Below are 16384 nucleotides of genomic sequence, written 5' to 3'. Positions count from 1 at the left end.
CTTTAATCAATAAGCGTAACGCAACAGCGTATGCGGCAGATGACGCAGGACGAAAAAGCCAAACAGCGCCAGCATGGCCGGCAAGATCAACCACCAGATCTTGAACGGCATGGGATTGAGCGGGGTTTTGCGCTGACTCAGCCACAGGGCGGCTGCGCAGACACAGGCAGCGAGCATGGCGCCTGCCAACACGTCGGTTGGCCAGTGAGCGCCCAGATAGACCCGCGAAAGCGCGATGGAGAGGGCCGGAATACACGCGATCAGCAGCCAGGTCAGGCGCATGCGTGGTGGCTGACCACGGCCGGCCAGCACCGCCAGCGTCAGAAACAGCGCAAACGAACCTGAAGCATGGCCGCTGGGCATGCTGTAAGTGGTCAGAGGATCGGTCAGCACTTCCGGACGCACCCGGGCGAAGAAGTATTTGGTCCCGGTGTTGGCCAGCGCGGTCACCAACAGCGTGCCGCCGACGAAGATTGCGTGTCGCCATTGCCGGCACAGCAGCAACAGACCCGTCAGCAGGACGCTGAACAGCAGCATGTTGCGGAACTCGCCGATCAGGGTCAGCGTGACTGCAATTTCATCCAGCATCGGCTGGCGATGTTCCTGCACCAGGGTCATCACGCCTTGATCGAGTGCTGTCAGGTACGGATAGCCGATGAACAGGCCAATCAGAATCAACAGGCTCATGCTGCTGATCCAGATCGTCGCACGACGGTGGCGACGCAAACTGCTGTTCACGCTGAGGCCGACCATCACGGCGATGCTGCCGGCGACAATCCCGGCTTGCAGCCAGAACCCTTCAGGCAATGGCAGGCGGAATGCCGCGCCGGTGGCCCAGCCCGGCAGCAGATAGGCCAAACTCCAGCCGGCGGCGGCCAGCAGGCTGACAGCGGCGAAACGCGGGAACGGCATGTCGCACATACCGGCGACCATGGGCAGCATCGGCCGCAATGGACCAATGAAACGCCCCACCAGCAGGCTGGCGATGCCGTAGCGCTGGAAGTAGGACTCGGCGCCGGCCATCCATTCCGGATGATGACGCAGCCCCGGCAGGCGCCGAATGTTCTGGTGGAAGTGGCGACCGAGGAAATATGAAACGGCGTCGCCGAGAATCCCGCCGAGAAAACCCAGCAACAGCGTTTCGCTCAGCGACAGGGCGCCGCTGCCGGCCAGAACGGCGATGGCAAAGAGCAGCACGGTGCCCGGCACGATCAAACCGGCAATCGCCAGGCATTCCACCATAGCAACAATGAACACCGCAGCAGCCAGCCATTGTGGATTGGCCGCCAGCCACCCGGTCACGCTATCGAGCCATGGGCCCATACAGAAAAACTCCAAATCATTAATGGCCTCCTGTAGGAGCTGCCGAAGGCTGCGATCTTTTGATCTTGATCCTGAAAGCAAGATCAAAAGATCGCAGCCTTCGGCAGCTCCTACATGAGTGTGTGTTTACAGCAGAAAATAATCCCGGCCTTCGACCTGACCGCGTCGCAGCGGGTTCCGCGTGCACCATTGCGCGTAAGTCGCATCGACGAAGCGGTACATCAAGTGTTCGTCTCGGCCATGGGGAATGCCCAAACGTGTGGTCTGAATGATGTGCGAGGGCGCAGGCCCGGTGTCTTCGACCAAAAGGACTTCATGATCGAAACGCTTGGCGTCCCACACTGGCACTTTCAGCCCTAGCGCTTTGCACAGCAGGGTTTGCCCGGCGCAGAGTTTTTGCGACGGGCGTGCACGCCCCTGCGCGTCAGGGTTGTTCAACAGCATTTGCGCCAGACTCGCCGGCCCGCTGATTTCATCGACCCATGGATAGGCGGATTTGATCAATACCGCATTGCCCGGGCCCTGCGCGCTGAAGTTCAGCGAGTCACCGCCACGGGCGTAATACATATAGATGTGGCCGCCGTCCAGAAACAAAGCCTTACGCTTTTCTGTGTAGCCCAACGAGGCGTGGCTGCCCTTTTCTGCGCAGTAATAAGCTTCGGTTTCAATGATTCGCGCGCTCAGCCACAGATCGCCGACCCGGTGACGAATGACTTTGCCGAGCAGATCCTGCGCCAGCACTTGCGCATCTCGGTCGAAAAAGGCGTCCGGCAGCCCCAGCGGCAGGCGTTCGGTGCGGTTGCGAACGGTCAGGTTGGACATGGCAGGCAAGGTTTATCCAGGCTCAGGAGGTCGTGATGATAACAACGCCCGGCTTAATTGGGCCTGAATGCCGGCGAATCAGCGTTCATTTCGACCATCCGCCCGTCACCGCTGTTAGTCCCGGGACGCGACAGCTATAATCTGCCGCTTTCCTCTTTGCCAAGACCCCAGCAGACCATGACTGAGTCCGTTCTTGACTACATGACCCGATTGGGTCGCGCCGCCCGCGAAGCCTCCCGGGTCATCGGCCGTGCCAGCACCGCGCAGAAAAACCGCGCCTTGCAGGCTGCTGCCAATGCCCTCGACGCCGCGCGTGCCGAGCTTGCTGCAGCCAATGAACAGGATTTGGCCGCCGGTCGCGCCAATGGTCTGGAACCCGCTTTGCTGGAACGTCTGGAACTGACCCCGGCACGCATCGACGGCATGATCGTCGGTTTGCGTCAGGTCGCCGCGCTGCCGGATCCGGTCGGTGCAATCCGTGACATGAGCTTCCGTCCGTCGGGGATTCAGGTCGGCAAGATGCGTGTGCCGCTGGGCGTGATCGGGATCATCTACGAGTCCCGTCCCAACGTGACCATCGATGCTGCGAGCCTGTGCCTGAAGTCCGGCAACGCGACCATCCTGCGCGGTGGCTCTGAAGCGATTCATTCCAACCGGGCGATTGCCGCGTGCATTCAACGCGGTCTGGCCGAGGCCGAGTTGCCCGCCGCCGTGGTGCAAGTGGTCGAAACCACCGACCGTGCCGCCGTGGGCGCGATGATCACCATGCCCGAGTACGTCGACGTGATCGTGCCGCGCGGTGGTCGTGGCCTGATCGAGCGCATCAGTCGCGATGCCCGTGTGCCGGTGATCAAGCATCTGGACGGCATTTGCCACGTCTACGTCAGTGCCCACGCCGATCTGCCCAAGGCCCAGCGCATCGCGTTCAATGCCAAGACTTATCGCTACGGCATCTGCGGTGCGATGGAGACCTTGCTGGTCGATCAAGCGGTTGCGAAAGATTTCCTGCCGGCGATGGCGGCGCAGTTCCGCGAAAAAGGCGTCGAGCTGCGTGGTTGCGAGCGCACCCGGGCGATCATTGAAGCCGTTGCTGCCAGCGAAGAAGACTGGAACACCGAATACCTGGCACCGATTCTGTCGATCCGTGTGGTCGACGGTCTGGATCAGGCGATTGAACACATCAACCATTACGGCTCCCATCACACCGACTCGATCGTCAGCGAACACCTCGCCGACACCCGTCGGTTTGTCGCGGAAGTCGACTCGGCGTCGGTGATGATCAATACCCCGACCTGCTTCGCCGATGGATTTGAATACGGATTGGGTGCCGAGATCGGCATTTCTACTGATAAGCTGCACGCCCGCGGCCCGGTGGGTCTCGAAGGGCTGACCTGCGAGAAGTACATCGTGGTCGGTGATGGCCAGTTACGCGGCCAGGCGACGGTCTGACTTGACCGACCTCGACCTGACAGCGCCGCAAACCGGCAGCGAGTCCCGCCCCCGACGCATCGGCGTATTGGGCGGCACGTTCGACCCGGTGCACATCGGCCATTTGCGTGGTGGGCTGGAAGTTGCCGAAGCGCTGGCGCTCGACGAGTTGCGCCTGATGCCGAACGCGCGCCCGCCACATCGCGGTACGCCGCAGGTGTCGGCGCAGGATCGGCTGGCGATGGTCGAGTGTGCGGTGGCCGGAATGCCGCCGCTGGTGGTGGACGCCCGCGAATTGCAGCGGGACAAGCCGTCCTGGACCATTGATACCCTGGAGTCGATGCGCGCTGAAATGCCCGCCGAGACCCAGGTTTTTCTGCTTTTGGGCTGGGACGCATTTTGCGGCCTGCCCACTTGGCATCGCTGGGAAGAGTTGCTCCAGCATTGCCACATCCTGGTGCTACAGCGCCCGGACGCCGACAGCGAACCGCCGGATGCCTTGCGCAACCTGCTGGCAGCGCGTTCGGTGAGCGACCCGCTGGCCCTGAAAGGGCCGAGCGGACAGATTGCATTCGTCTGGCAGACACCGCTCGCGGTTTCCGCCACCCAGATCCGTCAACTGCTGGCCAGCGGTAAGTCGGTACGTTTCCTGGTGCCCGACGCGGTCCTGGCCTACATCGATGCGCACGGTCTGTACCGTGCGTCGAACTGAGCAAGGCGTGCTTCACTGATACGAATCCACGTATCGCCAAGCCGCCGAATATATGAGCAAAACGAGTTTTATATGACTGACAAAGACCAAACCAAAGTAAAGCGCAAAGGCACATTCAAGAGCGCCCCGCTGCCTGAGCCGGTCAACACCAACGAGCCGCTGAAGGGCGACGAACTGGTCAAACTGGCTGTGGCCGCACTGGAAGACGTCAAGGCACAAGACATCCAGATCATCGATGTTCGCGACAAGCAGAGCATCACTGACTACATGATCATTGCCACCGGTACTTCCAACCGCCAGATCAACGCGATGCTCGACAAGGTTCGTGAAGAAGTCAAAAAGCAGGGCGCCAAGCCGCTGGGCGAAGAAGGCAAGGGCGACAGCGACTGGGTGCTGCTCGACCTGGACCTGGTGATCGTGCACATGATGACCGCCTCGGCACGTCAGTTCTACGACCTGGAGCGTCTGTGGGCCGGTGCCGAGCAGAGCCGTGCGGCCGATGCCAAGCACCACAGTCCGGAAAACACCCACGAGCATTTCACCAAGCTCAACAAAGACCAGCTGTAAGGGATTGCTGTGCGACTGCGCCTGATCGCCGTCGGTTCACGCATGCCCAAGTGGGTGGAAGAAGGCTGGCATGAATATGCCAAGCGTCTTCCGTCCGAGCTGGCGCTGGAACTGGTGGAAATACCGCTCAATACCCGTGGCAAGAATGCCGACGTGGCCCGTTTCATCCGCCAGGAAGGCGAAGCCATGCTGGCCAAGGTCGGGCCGAACGAGCGGATCGTCACGCTGGAAGTCCACGGCAAACCCTGGAGCACCGAGCAGCTGGCGGTCGAACTCGACCGTTGGCGGCTGGATTCGCGCACGGTCAATTTCATGGTCGGTGGCCCGGAAGGGCTGGCGCCTGAAGTCTGCGCCCGTGCCGATCAGCGCTGGTCGTTGTCGCCGCTGACGTTGCCGCACCCGCTGGTGCGGATACTGATCGGTGAACAGTTGTATCGTGCCTGGACTGTGCTGTCCGGTCACCCTTACCACAAGTAATCCAGCCCTCATGTCTCAGCCGATCCGCATCAAGGACCACGAAAAGGACGCACGCCTGGTGCGTAGCCGCGTCGTGTTCGGGGCCATTGCGATCATGCTGTTGATCGGCGTGCTGATTGCGCGGCTGTATTACTTGCAGGTGATCCAGTACGAGTACCACTCGACGCTCTCGGAAAACAACCGGGTCCATGTGCAGCCGATTCCGCCGACGCGCGGGCTGATTTTCGACCGCAACGGCGTGGTGGTGGCGGATAACCGTCCAAGCTTCAGCCTGAGCATGACCCGCGAGCGCTCCGGCGACTGGCAGCAAGTGCTCGACGTGATCGTCGAAGTACTGGAGCTGACGCCCGAGGACCGGGTGATCTTCGAGAAACGCATGCGTCAGGGGCGCCGGCCGTTCGAGCCGGTGCCGATCCTGTTCGAGCTGACCGAGGAGCAGATCGCCCGCATTGCGGTCAACCAGTTCCGCCTGCCCGGCGTGGAAGTGGTCGCGCAGCTGGTTCGCCACTACCCGCAGGGCGCGCATTTTGCGCACTCGGTCGGTTACATGGGGCGGATCAACGAGAAAGAGCTGAAGAGCCTCGATCCGGTCAACTACAGCGGCACCCATCACATCGGCAAAACCGGCATCGAGCGTTTCTACGAGCCGGAATTACACGGTCAGGTCGGTTACGAAGAAGTCGAGACCAACGCCCGTGGCCGCGTGTTGCGGGTGCTCAAGCGCACTGATCCGATTCCCGGCAAGGACATCGTCCTCAGTCTGGACATCAAGTTGCAGGAAGCCGCCGAAGCTGCGTTGGGCGGGCGTCGAGGTGCAGTCGTCGCGCTCGATCCGAAGACCGGCGAGGTGCTGGCGATGGTCAGTCAGCCGAGTTTCGACCCGAACCTGTTCGTCACCGGGATCAGCTTCAAGGCGTACGCCGAGTTGCGTGATTCGATCGACCGGCCGTTGTTCAATCGCGTGCTGCGTGGTCTGTATCCACCGGGCTCGACGATCAAACCGGCGGTGGCAATTGCTGGCCTTGATTCCGGTGTGGTCACTGCGTCGAGCCGGGTATTCGACCCGGGCTACTACATGCTGCCCAACTACGATCACAAATACCGTAACTGGAACCGCACCGGTGACGGCTTCGTCGATCTCGACACGGCCATCATGCGTTCCAACGACACCTACTTCTATGACCTCGCCCATAAGCTCGGCATCGATCGGTTGTCGGCCTACATGAACAAGTTCGGCATCGGCCAGAAGGTCTCGCTGGACATGTTCGAAGAATCTCCCGGCCTGATGCCATCCCGCGAGTGGAAACGCGCGACGCGCAAACAGGCGTGGTTCCCGGGCGAAACCCTGATCCTCGGGATCGGCCAGGGCTACATGCAATCAACGCCGCTGCAACTGGCTCAGGCCACGGCGCTGGTCGCCAACAAAGGCATCTGGAACCGTCCGCACCTGGCCAAATCCCTCGAAGGGGTGAAACCGGTGGATGAGAATCCGATGCCGGACATTGTCCTGCGCGATCCGTCCGACTGGAACAAGGTCAACCACGGCATGCAGCAGGTGATGCACGGTGCGCGCGGTACTGCACGCAAAGCGGCGATCGGCGCGCAATATCGCATCGCCGGCAAATCGGGTACGGCTCAGGTCGTGGCGATCAAGCAGGGCGAGAAGTACGACCGCTCCAAGGTTCAGGAGCGCCACCGCGACCACGCCTTGTTCGTCGGCTTCGCGCCGGCCGATGACCCGAAAATCGTTGTGTCGGTGATGGTCGAAAACGGTGAGTCCGGCTCCGGCGTTGCTGCGCCTGTGGTGCGTCAGGTCATGGACGCCTGGCTGCTCGATCAGGACGGACGTTTGAAGGCCGAATACGCCAGCCCAATCAGTGCGGAGGCTACGGCCCGTGATGAATAACTTTGATCGCATGCTCTCCAGTGAGGATGTGATGCGTCGCCGCGCGACGTTGCTGCAAAGACTGCATATCGATGGCCCGCTGCTGATCCTGCTGCTGATTCTCGCCGCCGGCAGCCTGTTCGTGCTGTATTCGGCGAGTGGCAAGAGTTGGGATCTACTGGCTAAACAGGCCACCTCGTTCGGCATCGGCCTGGTGTCGATGATCGTTATCGCCCAGTTCGAGCCGCGTTTCATGGCCCGTTGGGTGCCGCTCGGTTACGTGATCGGCGTGGTGCTGCTGATGGTGGTGGACATCATGGGCCACAACGCCATGGGCGCCACGCGCTGGATCAACATCCCCGGGGTGATCCGCTTCCAGCCTTCGGAATTCATGAAGATCCTGATGCCGGCGACCATCGCCTGGTACCTGTCCAAGCGCACGCTGCCGCCGCAGCTCAAACATGTCGGTATCAGTCTGATGCTGATCGGTGTGCCGTTCGTGTTGATCGTGCGTCAGCCTGACCTCGGTACTTCGCTGTTGATTCTGGCGGGCGGTGCGTTCGTGCTGTTCATGGGCGGGCTGCGCTGGCGCTGGATTCTCAGCGTGCTGGCCGCCGCGATTCCGGTGTCGGTCGCCATGTGGTTTTTCATCATGCACGACTATCAGAAGCAGCGAATCCTGACCTTCCTCGACCCGGAAAGCGATCCGCTCGGCACCGGTTGGAACATCATTCAGTCGAAAGCTGCGATCGGTTCCGGCGGCGTGTTCGGCAAGGGCTGGTTGCTCGGCACCCAGTCGCACCTGGACTTCCTGCCGGAAAGCCACACCGACTTCATCATTGCCGTACTCGGCGAAGAGTTCGGCCTGGTGGGCATTTGTGCGCTGCTGCTGATTTATCTGTTGCTGATTGGCCGTGGGCTGGTGATCACTGCGCAGGCACAGACGCTGTTCGGCAAATTGCTCGCCGGGGCGTTGACCATGACGTTTTTTGTTTACGTTTTCGTCAACATCGGTATGGTCAGTGGCCTGTTGCCGGTCGTAGGGGTACCGTTGCCGTTCATTAGCTACGGAGGAACTTCGCTGGTGACGCTGCTGTCAGCGTTTGGGGTTTTGATGTCGATCCATACCCATCGCAAGTGGATCGCACAGGTTTGAATAAGGTGAAGAGTTCAATGCAAGTAATGCGTGGCTGGGCGACTCGATGCGCGCCAGTGGTAGGCCTGATGGGCCTCCTGGGCAGCATGCAGGAAGCGCTGGCCGGCGAATACGAAGGCTCACCTCAGGTGGCCGAGTTCGTCGGTGAAATGACCCGCGACTACGGTTTCGCCGGTGAGCAACTGATGGCGGTGTTCCGCGAGGCTCAACGCAAACAGGCGATTCTCGATGCAATCTCCCGACCTGCCGAGCGGGTCAAGCAGTGGAAAGAATATCGCCCGATGTTCATCACCGACGCGCGCATCGCCCGCGGTGTGGACTTCTGGCGTCAGCACGAGGCGACACTGGCCCGTGCCGAGCAGGAATACGGCGTGCCGGCCCAAGTCATCGTGTCGATCATCGGCGTTGAAACCTTTTTCGGACGTAATACCGGTAATTACCGGGTGATCGATGCCTTGTCCACGCTCGGTTTCGACTATCCTCCCCGTGCCGAATTTTTCCGCAAGGAACTGCGTGAGTTCCTGCTGCTGGCGCGCGAAGAACAGGTTGATCCACTGACCCTCAAAGGCTCTTACGCCGGGGCGATGGGCTTGCCGCAGTTCATGCCAAGCAGCTTTCGCGCCTATGCGGTGGATTTTGACGGTGACGGCCACATCAATATCTGGAACAACCCGGATGATGCGATCGGCAGCGTCGCGAGCTATTTCAAGCGTCACGGCTGGGTCGCCGGTGAGCCGGTGGTCAGCCGTGCCGATGTCCGTGGCGAGCAGGTCGATGAAGGCCTGACCACCGGCATCGAGCCGACGAAAACCGTCGGAGAGTTGCGGGCGCTGGGCTGGTCAAGTCATGATGCGCTGCGCGATGATATGCCGGTTACTGCATTTCGCCTCGAAGGCGACAACGGCCCTGAATACTGGATGGGCCTGAAGAATTTTTACGCGATCACGCGTTATAACCGCAGCGTGATGTACGCCATGGCCGTACATCAACTGTCTGAACAGCTGGTACAAGCACGGGGCGTCAAGTAATGCGGGCATTGCCTAACAATAAACCCCTGAAGCTGGTGGCATTCGCTGCGTTGGCAGTGCTGGTCGCCAGTTGCACGACCAGTCGTTCGCCGACGCCGAAAACCTCCAATACCGCTGTGCGAGCGCAGCCGGGCCTGGACATCAACCGTGCGCACAAAGATGGCGCGCCATGGTGGGACGTCGACGTGTCGCGCATCCCGGATGCCACGCCGACCCTGCACACCGGCCCGTACAAGGCCAACCCGTACACCGTGCTGGGCAAAACCTATTTCCCGTTGCAGGAATCCAAGACCTACGTCGCTTCCGGCACCGCGTCCTGGTACGGCACCAAGTTTCACGGCCAGAACACCGCCAATGGCGAGGTCTACGACCTGTACGGCATGAGTGCCGCCCACAAGACATTGCCACTGCCAAGTTACGTTCGGGTGACCAACCTGGACAACAACCGCACAGTGATCCTGCGGGTCAATGACCGTGGGCCGTTCTATTCCGATCGCATCATCGACTTGTCCTACGCCGCCGCGAAAAAACTCGGTTACGCCGAAACCGGCACTGCGCGGGTCAAGGTTGAAGGCATCGATCCGCAGCAGTATTGGGCTGCCAAGGGCCGTCCGGCACCGTTGATGCTCAACGAGCCGCAGGTCGCGCAGAACAGCGCTCCGGTGATCACGGCATCGGCCGGCACCGTCGAGCAATGGACGCCGCCACCGCAACAACACGCCTCTGACACCGTCCCCGTGCCGATGAGTGCAAAAAAAAACGCTTCTGCAACAGCAACTGGCCAGTATCTGCAGGTGGGCGCGTTCGCCAACCCGGACGCTGCAGAACTCCTGAGGTCGAAGCTCAGCGGGATGGTGAGCGCTCCGGTGTTCATCAGTTCGATCGTGCGCAATCAGCAGACCCTGCACCGGGTACGCCTGGGGCCGATCGGCTCGCCGGGTGAAATTGCCCAGGTGCAGAACAGTGTGCGCCTGGCCAACCTTGGTTCGCCAAGCGTGGTCACCGAGTAATACGTAGAACTTGATTGACGGTTCACTTGCGGTATTGGGGGTGAACCAGGTTGTTGGCTCGTCGAAGAACAAAAGCCCGGCAAGGGTGACTGGAGTGAGCAACTGAACACGCGATGGCTCGTTAGAAAGTCATCTGATTAAATTTTGTCCGCAAGGACAGTTTCCATTAGCGATTTCGAGAGACGGATGAACATCACCACCTTTGCCAAACGCCTGTGTCTGCTAGTCCCGCTGCTCCTCTCGCCAGCCGCCTTCGCGGCCGAGATGATGCCGTCGCCACCGCAACTGGCCGCCAAAGCCTACGTACTCATGGATGCCGCCAGCGGCAACGTGCTGGTAGAGAACAACGGTGACCAGCGTTTGCCACCGGCCAGCCTGACCAAGCTGATGACCGCGTACATCGCGACCCTGGAAATCCGTCGTGGCCAGATCGGTGAAAACGATCCGGTGACCGTCAGCGAAAACGCCTGGCGTACTGGCGGTTCGCGGATGTTCATCAAGGTCGGCTCGCAGGTCACTGTCAGCGACCTGCTGCACGGCATCATCATCCAGTCCGGCAACGACGCCAGCGTGGCCCTGTCCGAGCACATCGCCGGCAGCGAAGACGCCTTCGCCGACCTGATGAACAAGACTGTCACCGATCTGGGCATGACCAACACCCACTTCATGAACCCGACCGGTCTGCCGAATCCTGAGCACTATTCGTCGGCTCACGACATGGCGATTCTGGCTCGCGCAATCATCCACGAAGACCCGGCTCACTACGCGATCTACTCGCAGAAAGAGTTCTTCTGGAACGGCATCAAGCAACCAAACCGCAACCTGCTGCTGTGGCGTGACAAGACCGTTGACGGTCTGAAAACCGGTCACACCGATGAAGCCGGCTACTGCATGGTGTCCTCGGCTGTACGTGATGGCCAGCGCCTGATCGCCGTGGTGTTCGGCACCAACAGCGAAGTGGCTCGCGCCGCTGAAACCCAGAAGCTGCTGACCTACGGTTTCCGCTTCTTCGAAACCCAGACCTTCTATCAGAAGGGCACCGAACTGGCTCAGGCCCCGGTGTGGAAAGGCACCACCAATCAAGTCAAGGCCGGCCTGGCTGAAGACCTGACCATGACTCTGCCAAAAGGCCAGCTGAAGAAGCTCGCTGCGAGCATGACCATGAACCCGCAACTGACCGCGCCAATCGCCAAGGGCGACGTGATCGGTAAAGTCGAAGTCAAACTGGAAGACAAGGTCGTGCACAGCGCTGACCTGATCGCTCTGGATGGCGTCGAGGAGGGTGGTATCTTCCGCCGCATGTGGGATAGCATCCGTCTATTCTTCTACGGCTTGTTCAACTGATTTGTGTTGACCTGCATGGCCCCGCCCCGATCCGGTGCGGGGCCATGCGCGTTATCACGGCTTGCGCTCAAGAGGCCGTTACGCCATGACCGATACCGAAGTAAAGGCGCCAAAGATCGAATTCCCGCAGACTGATTATCCGATTAAGGTGATCAGCGATACGGGTGTAGGTCACAAAGACAAGATCATCGAAATCGTGAAGAAATTCGCGAAGATCAACGATGAGCGTGTCGACGAGCGTTCGAGCAGCAACGGCAAATACACCACGATTCAGTTGCACATCGTCGCGACCGATCAGGATCAGCTGTACAACATCAACAGCGAACTGCGGGCGACCGGTTTCGTACACATGGTGTTGTGATGCCGGGCACGCTGGGCTTTCGCGAACTTGGCCAGATGGCTTACGAGCCGGTCTGGCATGCCATGCAACGCTTTACCAACGAACGCGGCAGCGATGCCGCCGACGAAATCTGGCTCGTCGAACACCCGCCGGTGTTCACTCAGGGCCAGGCCGGCAAGGCCGAACATCTGTTGCTGCCGGGTGATATCCCGGTGGTACAGGTCGATCGCGGCGGGCAGGTGACTTATCATGGTCCCGGCCAGTTGGTGGCCTACCTGCTGCTGGACGTGCGCAAGCTGGGTTTCGGCGTACGTGATCTGGTCACGCGCATGGAACAGTGCCTGATCGAACTGCTGGCCAGCTACGGCGTGACCGCCGCAGCCAAGCCAGATGCTCCCGGCGTCTATGTCGATGGAGCGAAAATCGCTTCTCTGGGTTTGCGTATTCGCCACGGTTGTTCCTTTCATGGCCTGGCCCTGAACGTGGATATGAACCTGGAACCGTTTCGACGGATTAATCCCTGCGGCTATGCCGGGCTGGCGATGACCCAGCTGAGCGAGCACGCAGGATCGATTGAATTTGCCGAGGTAAGTGCCCGGCTGCGCGCGCAGCTCGTCAAACACCTCGACTATGCTGAGCAGACGACCCTGACGGGCGGAATCGACTGATATGACTACTGATGCAGTGCAAACCATGATCCCGACGCTCGACGTGACCGAGCGCCCGGCCCCGCGTCCCAAGGTAGAGGCGGGCGTCAAGCTGCGCGGCGCCGAGAAGGTTGCACGCATCCCGGTCAAGATCATTCCGACCACCGAACTGCCGAAGAAACCTGACTGGATTCGCGTACGCATCCCGGTTTCGCCGGAAGTCGACCGGATCAAGAGCCTGCTGCGCAAACACAAACTGCACAGCGTCTGCGAAGAAGCCTCCTGCCCGAACCTCGGCGAGTGCTTCTCCGGTGGCACCGCGACCTTCATGATCATGGGCGACATCTGCACCCGTCGCTGCCCGTTCTGCGACGTTGGCCACGGTCGTCCGAAGCCACTGGACGTCAACGAGCCGGAAAGCCTGGCCATCGCCATCGCCGACCTCAAGCTCAAGTACGTGGTGATCACCTCGGTTGACCGCGACGACCTGCGTGACGGCGGTGCCCAGCACTTTGCCGACTGCATCCGCGAAATCCGCAAACTGTCGCCGAACGTGCAGCTCGAGACGCTTGTTCCGGACTACCGTGGACGTATGGACGTCGCGCTGGAAATCACCGCCGCCGAGCCACCGGATGTGTTCAACCACAACCTGGAAACCGTGCCACGTCTGTACAAGGCTGCGCGTCCGGGTTCGGATTACCAGTGGTCGCTGACCCTGCTGCAACGCTTCAAGCAGATGATGCCGCACATTCCGACCAAATCCGGCTTGATGCTGGGTCTGGGTGAGACCGACGAGGAAGTCATCGAAGTGATGAAGCGCATGCGCGAACATGACATCGACATGCTGACCCTCGGCCAGTACCTGCAACCGTCGCGCAGCCACTTGCCGGTGCAGCGTTTTGTGCACCCGGACACCTTCGCCTGGTTCGCCGAGGAAGGTTACAAGATGGGCTTCAAGAACGTCGCCTCGGGCCCGCTGGTGCGTTCTTCGTACCACGCCGACGAGCAAGCGAAGCTGGTCAAGGCTGAGCTGCTGGGTTCCTGATCCGGCGCTGAATGAAAGAGTGCCCGCCGAGATTTCAATGTCCGGCGGGCATTTTTTTGCCCGGATTACATTCGCTGCTGATTTTTCCTTCAAACCACGGCGTGGCTGACCCTCTTCTGTTTGTCCTCGTTCCTGACTACTGTGTGAGCATGATTTTACGCACGGAGATCCAAGGATGACTGTTCGACCGACCCACACACTTTGCCCGCACAGAGCGGTGCCCGCGTTGCGCTCGGAAGGGCTGATTGGCGTCATCGCGCCTGCCGGCCCCGGCGCTCTGGACACCGATGAGGCGATGCGATGGATGCGCGCCCGTGGTTACGGGCTGAAGGTGTTTCCCGGTGTCTACGAGAAGGACGGCTATCTGGCCGGCAGCGACGACGTACGACTGCGCGATCTGCACGCGGCGTTCGCTGATCCTGAAATCGACGCCATCATTTGTCTGCGGGGCGGCTACGGTACGCCGCGCTTGCTCGACCGGATCGATTACGACCTGCTGAGCCGCAACGCCAAGCCATTCGTTGGTTACAGCGACATCACCGCGCTGCACCTGGCTATCAGTCGCTATGCCGGATTCGTGACCTTCCACGGGCCGCTGCTCAATGCCGACCTGTTGGGTGACAAGGAGCCGCCGACCGTTACTTCGTTCTTCGCCATGTTGCGCGGTCAGTTGAAGGCGGGGAGTGTGCTTAGCCATCCGGTGGCTTATCCGTTGACTACCGTCGAACCTGGTGTCGCGCATGGGCGCTTGCTCGGCGGTAATCTGGCGATGATCGCCGCTACCTTGGGCACGCCTTATGAAATTGATGTCGAAGGGGTGATTCTGCTCATCGAGGACATCAACGAGCCGCTGTATCGCATCGACCGCTTGCTGACGCAGATGCGTCTGGCTGGCAAGTTGGCCAAATTGCGTGGCGTGTTGGTGGGGGACATAGCAGGCGTGGATATCGTGGCACTGAACCGCTTGCTGAAGCAGACTTTCGAGCCGTTGCGGATTCCGGTGTTGTCGGGATGGCGTAGCGGGCACTGTGATCCGAACCTGACGCTACCGCTGGGTGCGCTGGTGCGGCTGGATGCCGGGAAGCAGGAATTGATGCTGGAGCAGGATGTGGTGATCAAGGCTTAAAGGTGTATTGCCTGATAGTCAGTCTTCGCGAGCAAGCTCGCTACCACATTTGCAATGCATTTCAATGTGGGGGCGAGCCTGCTCGCGAAAGCGATATCAGCCATACGGCATTCGTTCTATGGGTTGCGCAGGCTTTCCAGCAACTTGTGCGTCGGATACCCGTCCGCCGGCCAGCCAAGTGACTGCTGCGCACTGCGAATCGCCTTGCGCGTATTCGCGCCGATTATCCCGTCCGCCGTACCCGCATCGTAATTGCGCGCACTCAGCAGGGTTTGCAACTCGATACGCTCGGTACGGCTCAGCGGCAGGTCATCTTTCGGCCAGCTGCCGTTGATCAAGCCGCCACCGTTGAAGCGCTCCGACAACAGACTGATAGCCAATGCATACGATGAGGAGTTGTTGTATTTGAGGATCGCCCGGAAGTTGTCGAAGATCAGGAACGCCGGGCCACGATAGCCCGCCGGCAGCAGCAGGGCAGCAGACAATTGCTCCGAACCGGTTGGCACCTGAGCGCCATTAGGCAGGGTTACGCCCAACTGTCGCCATTCAGCGACGCTCTTGCGAATCGCACCGTCCGCCAGCGTGTAGTTGAAAGTGCTCGGCAGCTGTACTTCAAAACCCCACGGTTGACCACGTTGCCAGCCGGAGCTTTGCAGGTAATGCGCAGTCGAGGCCAGGGCATCAGCAGGGCTGCCCCAGATATCGCGGCGGCCATCGCCGTCAAAATCCACGGCATGGGTGTGGTAGTTGGTCGGAATGAACTGGGTCTGCCCCATGGCCCCGGCCCAAGAGCCGAGCATCTTCTCCGGGGTGATATCACCCTGTTGCAGGATCTGCAGCGCTGCGATCAATTGCGCATGAGCAAAGCCCGGCCGACGCCCTTCGTAAGCAAGAGTGGCCAGCGAGTTGATCACTGACTTGCTGCCCTGGAACTGGCCGAAGTTGCTTTCCATGCCCCACACCGACACCAGGGCCCGACGGTCAACACCATAACGCTGCTCGATGATTTGCAAAATATCGGCGTACTGGCTGATCAGCGCCTGACCTTTACGCACACGCAGTGGCGAAAGTGCGCCGTCAAGGTATTCCCACACCGGACGGGAAAATTCCGGCTGGCTGCGGTCGGCCCGAATCACGCTGGCATCGAAGCTGACATTGGCAAAGGCGCGATCGAACACGTCGGGATGGATCCCGGCGGCCAAGGCCTCCTTGCGGAAGCCAGCCTGCCATTCGGCAAAGGTCTGGGTCGGCTGAAGATCAAGAGAGTCGGCGGACGGCACTACCGGCGGGATAATCGCTGGGGCCGTGGCGACAGGCGCGGCTTGAAGGGGTTGCGCATCGGCGGCGGTCGGTTTTTCCGCGCAGGCGACAAGCAGAATGAAGCTGGAGGCGGCAATCAATTGGCGAACAGGCCAACGATGGGAAAGACTTGGGGGCATGCACAGTTCCAGGAAAACGAATCAGGTGCAGACCT

General features: G+C 60.5%; 16 protein-coding genes. 13 read left to right on the top strand and 3 right to left on the bottom strand.

Translation table 11 applies throughout. The features are described from left to right. Positions 1–6: 6 nt before the first annotated feature. Together RMV17_RS25990 and RMV17_RS25985 are read right to left on the bottom strand one after the other, a co-directional pair. Positions 7–1323 carry a bifunctional DedA family/phosphatase PAP2 family protein gene (locus tag RMV17_RS25990; RefSeq protein ID WP_034153763.1) on the bottom strand — a complete coding sequence of 439 codons (1317 nt, stop codon included), beginning with the start codon at positions 1321–1323 and terminating at the stop codon, positions 7–9. Between the two features lie 126 nt (positions 1324–1449). Then, positions 1450–2145: a DNA-3-methyladenine glycosylase gene (locus tag RMV17_RS25985; RefSeq protein ID WP_034153764.1), complete on the bottom strand. Its 696-nt coding sequence runs from the start codon at positions 2143–2145 to the stop codon at positions 1450–1452. Positions 2146–2322: 177 nt separating this feature from the next. Here RMV17_RS25985 and RMV17_RS25980 point away from each other — a divergent pair, with 177 nt between their 5' ends. The 13 genes from RMV17_RS25980 to RMV17_RS25920 all read left to right on the top strand — a co-directional run bounded on the left by RMV17_RS25980 (position 2323) and on the right by RMV17_RS25920 (position 14910). Then, positions 2323–3594: a glutamate-5-semialdehyde dehydrogenase gene (locus tag RMV17_RS25980; RefSeq protein ID WP_311883605.1), complete on the top strand. Its 1272-nt coding sequence runs from the start codon at positions 2323–2325 to the stop codon at positions 3592–3594. After that, the gene (nadD, locus tag RMV17_RS25975; protein ID WP_311883603.1) at positions 3563–4285 is read left to right on the top strand and encodes a nicotinate-nucleotide adenylyltransferase; all 723 of its coding nucleotides are present in this window, start codon (positions 3563–3565) and stop codon (positions 4283–4285) included. Before RMV17_RS25980 ends, nadD begins: the two co-directional genes overlap by 32 nt. A 72-nt stretch (positions 4286–4357) precedes the next feature. Next, complete coding sequence (rsfS, locus tag RMV17_RS25970; RefSeq protein ID WP_016986117.1) at positions 4358–4852, top strand: ribosome silencing factor; 495 nt, start codon at positions 4358–4360, stop codon at positions 4850–4852. Between the two features lie 9 nt (positions 4853–4861). Beyond that, positions 4862–5329, top strand: coding sequence for a 23S rRNA (pseudouridine(1915)-N(3))-methyltransferase RlmH (gene rlmH / locus RMV17_RS25965; protein WP_003185785.1), 468 nt, complete (start codon positions 4862–4864; stop codon positions 5327–5329). Between the two features lie 10 nt (positions 5330–5339). Then, positions 5340–7235 carry a penicillin-binding protein 2 gene (gene mrdA, locus RMV17_RS25960; protein WP_034153767.1) on the top strand — a complete coding sequence of 632 codons (1896 nt, stop codon included), beginning with the start codon at positions 5340–5342 and terminating at the stop codon, positions 7233–7235. Positions 7236–7266: 31 nt separating this feature from the next. Continuing rightward, positions 7267–8370 carry a rod shape-determining protein RodA gene (gene rodA / locus RMV17_RS25955; RefSeq protein ID WP_052229404.1) on the top strand — a complete coding sequence of 368 codons (1104 nt, stop codon included), beginning with the start codon at positions 7267–7269 and terminating at the stop codon, positions 8368–8370. Positions 8371–8387: 17 nt separating this feature from the next. Next, the gene (gene mltB, locus RMV17_RS25950) at positions 8388–9398 is read left to right on the top strand and encodes a lytic murein transglycosylase B (RefSeq protein ID WP_008087906.1); all 1011 of its coding nucleotides are present in this window, start codon (positions 8388–8390) and stop codon (positions 9396–9398) included. Further along, a complete protein-coding gene (locus tag RMV17_RS25945) occupies positions 9398–10408 on the top strand; it encodes a septal ring lytic transglycosylase RlpA family protein (protein WP_007909599.1) in 1011 nt (336 codons plus the stop codon). The genes mltB and RMV17_RS25945 overlap by 1 nt, the downstream gene beginning before the upstream one ends. 186 nt (positions 10409–10594) lie before the next feature. Beyond that, positions 10595–11752 carry a D-alanyl-D-alanine carboxypeptidase family protein gene (locus RMV17_RS25940; protein WP_016986121.1) on the top strand — a complete coding sequence of 386 codons (1158 nt, stop codon included), beginning with the start codon at positions 10595–10597 and terminating at the stop codon, positions 11750–11752. Positions 11753–11837: 85 nt separating this feature from the next. After that, the gene (locus RMV17_RS25935) at positions 11838–12113 is read left to right on the top strand and encodes a DUF493 domain-containing protein (protein WP_095188445.1); all 276 of its coding nucleotides are present in this window, start codon (positions 11838–11840) and stop codon (positions 12111–12113) included. Continuing rightward, complete coding sequence (gene lipB / locus RMV17_RS25930) at positions 12113–12760, top strand: lipoyl(octanoyl) transferase LipB (RefSeq protein WP_034153770.1); 648 nt, start codon at positions 12113–12115, stop codon at positions 12758–12760. The genes RMV17_RS25935 and lipB overlap by 1 nt, the downstream gene beginning before the upstream one ends. 25 nt (positions 12761–12785) lie before the next feature. Further along, positions 12786–13784: a lipoyl synthase gene (gene lipA, locus RMV17_RS25925; protein WP_161986515.1), complete on the top strand. Its 999-nt coding sequence runs from the start codon at positions 12786–12788 to the stop codon at positions 13782–13784. A 175-nt stretch (positions 13785–13959) separates the two neighbouring features. Further along, positions 13960–14910, top strand: coding sequence for an LD-carboxypeptidase (locus RMV17_RS25920; protein WP_311883590.1), 951 nt, complete (start codon positions 13960–13962; stop codon positions 14908–14910). A 116-nt stretch (positions 14911–15026) separates the two neighbouring features. Here the strand turns inward: RMV17_RS25920 and RMV17_RS25915 are convergent, their stop codons facing one another. Beyond that, positions 15027–16349 carry a lytic murein transglycosylase gene (locus RMV17_RS25915; protein WP_311883588.1) on the bottom strand — a complete coding sequence of 441 codons (1323 nt, stop codon included), beginning with the start codon at positions 16347–16349 and terminating at the stop codon, positions 15027–15029. Positions 16350–16384: the final 35 nt, after the last annotated feature.

It is taken from the genome of Pseudomonas sp. VD-NE ins (assembly GCF_031882575.1).
Taxonomy (GTDB): Bacteria; Pseudomonadota; Gammaproteobacteria; order Pseudomonadales; family Pseudomonadaceae; genus Aquipseudomonas; species Aquipseudomonas fluorescens_BZ.
Note: the sequence above shows the minus strand (reverse complement) of the source record. Positions and strands in the feature narration are given on the sequence as shown.